The sequence below is a fragment of the Rhodopseudomonas sp. BR0C11 genome, assembly GCF_010820945.1.
Classification (GTDB): domain Bacteria; phylum Pseudomonadota; class Alphaproteobacteria; order Rhizobiales; family Xanthobacteraceae; genus Rhodopseudomonas; species Rhodopseudomonas palustris_H.
Genome location: NZ_QTKI01000638.1, coordinates 1 through 1,715 on the forward strand (window position 1 = coordinate 1; position 1,715 = coordinate 1,715).

Annotated in this window: 2 protein-coding genes; both read right to left on the reverse strand. The window is 66.6% G+C overall.

Going from position 1 to position 1,715, the window contains the following annotated elements:
• On the reverse strand, window positions 1–744 hold a 744-nt coding region (locus DYI24_RS26090; protein WP_164574371.1), incomplete at its 3' end, for a TolC family protein.
• Window positions 745–942: 198 nt separating this feature from the next.
• On the reverse strand, window positions 943–1,715 hold a 773-nt coding region (locus DYI24_RS26095; RefSeq protein ID WP_164574372.1), incomplete at its 5' end, for an enoyl-CoA hydratase.

Sequence of the window (1,715 nt, forward strand, 5' to 3'; positions counted from 1 at the left end):
CTTCGGCAGCAGCCGGTCGACCGGCGTGGCATTGCTCAGCGTGCCCGGCGGACTGCCGATCACCGCCGCGTAGGTGGCCTGGCTGATCGCGAGGTTCACTTCCGCCGCGTTGAGGTCGGCGCGTCCGCGGTTGAGGCGCGCTTCGGCCTGCGCGGTGTCGGTCGGAGTGACGTCGCCGGCGTTCAGGCGCTTCTTGGTGATGTCGAGCGTCTGGCTGAGAAAATCGACGTTGGCCTTCTGCGCCGCCACCAAGGCCTGGTTGGCGAGCACGTTGGTGTAGGCCGTCACCGCGTCGAGCAGCACGCCCTGGCCGACGTTGCGCAGCGCCTCGCGGCCCGACTTCACCTGCAGCTCGGCGACCCGCACGCTGTTGGCGGTGCGGAAGCCGTTGAACAGCGTCTGCGTGACGGTGACGCCGATCGTCCACGGCCGCAGCGTGTCGCCCTGGTAGGTATTGGTGGGGAGCAGATTGCGCACCTGCTGCAGCCCGGCGCCGAGTGTGGCCAGAAGCTGCGGCCGATAGCCGGCGAGCGCTTGCGGCACGTTCTCGTCAGTCGCGCGCTGACGGGCGCGTTCGGCAGTGAGTTGCGGGTTGGACTGGTAAGCCTTGACCAGCGCGTCGGATAGTCCTTCGGCCGATACCGGTCCGGCCGCTGCGACGCCGATCGCCGTCGCGACCCCCAGGGTCAAGGCCGAGCGATGAGCGCGATACGCGCTGCCAACGAGTCTCGTCCACCAAACCATGCGGTCCCGCGCCCTCCTGGACATCCGCCCCGCGATGCCTGAGCGTTTGTAGAACGCAGTGCAACGCGAGGCAATCGACCGGGCCCGACAGCCGCCGTTGCAGCGTGGGGGTGTTGTGATGCGGCAACGCTGCGACGATGAGGCGCGCGGTATTGTGCACGCTTTCCGACGCAACGGCCGCGATCTGTCAGCGTGTTGTCAGCGGTTCTGGTTGTTCGGCTTGCGCTTTTCGATAAACGCCGCCATGCCCTCGGCGCGGTCTTCCAGCGCGAAGGTCGACCGGAACAGATCGCGCTCGATCGCGAGACCTTCGGCGAGCGTGGTTTCCAGCGCACGGTTCACCGCGCTCTTGGCCATCGCTGCGGTGGGGCGCGACATCGTGGCAATCTTCTCGGCGGCGCCGAGCGCTTCTTCCATCAGCTTGTCGGCGGGCACGATGCGGCTGACCAGGCCCGAGCGTTCGGCCTCCTGCGCGTCCATCATCCGTCCGGTGAGGCACAGATCCATCGCCTTGTACTTGCCGATGGCACGGGTGAGACGTTGCGTGCCGCCGATGCCCGGAATGGTGCCCAGGGTGATTTCCGGCTGACCGAACTTGGCGGTGTCGGCGGCGATAATGATGTCGCACATCATCGCCAATTCGCAGCCGCCGCCGAGCGCGTAGCCCGCGACCGCTGCGACGGTCGGCTTGCGGCAGCGCGCCAGCCGGTCACCGCCGATCGAGGTGAAGTCCTCATTGAACATGTCGATGAAGCCCTTCGGCTGCATCTCCTTGATGTCGGCGCCGGCGGCGAACGCCTTCTCGCTGCCGGTGATCAGGATGCATCCGATCGCATCGTCGGCCTCGAGATCCTCGACCGCCGCGCAAATCTCGCGGAACACGCCGAACGACAGCGCATTCAGCATCTTCGGGCGGTTGAGCTTGATGATGCCGACCGCGTTCTGACGCTCGACGATGATGAATTCGAATG